Annotated in this window: 1 protein-coding gene; it reads left to right on the top strand. The window is 26.9% G+C overall.

What is annotated here, in order from left to right:
* On the top strand, nucleotides 1-178 hold a 178-nt coding region (locus KI356_RS27650; protein WP_212937058.1), incomplete at its 5' end, for a phosphate-starvation-inducible PsiE family protein.
* Between the last annotated feature and the right edge of the window lie 186 nt (nucleotides 179-364).

The raw sequence follows: 364 nt of genomic DNA, 5'->3' as shown, positions 1-364 counted from the left end.
CTTTCATTTTCCATTACGTTATTTTATATATATAGGTATTACGGCTATTGTTCGTCTCATTATTATAGATCACGATAGTCCAATAGATTCATTGTTATATGCTTGCGCGATTCTTGTATTAATTAGTGCTTTATTCATTGCAAATTCTAAAATAATGCGTCGTGATTTAGAAGAGTGAACATTTGTTGTTTAAATCAAAAAAGATGTTTTATTTTTTGGTAAAAAGGAGTAACGGTATTGAAAGAAATAATTTTAACCAGTTTCCTAATAATAGGGTTTATGATTCTACTATTTAATTGTATCCTTTCATAATTTTTAAGATGAAAGAAAGTGTAAAATAGTAGTCAAGAAAGAGGTTTTGGTA

Origin of the sequence: Bacillus hominis (assembly GCF_018332515.1) — a bacterium.
In the GTDB taxonomy this organism is placed as follows: domain Bacteria; phylum Bacillota; class Bacilli; order Bacillales; family Bacillaceae_G; genus Bacillus_A; species Bacillus_A hominis.
This window is presented reverse-complemented; position numbering and strand designations above follow the sequence as displayed.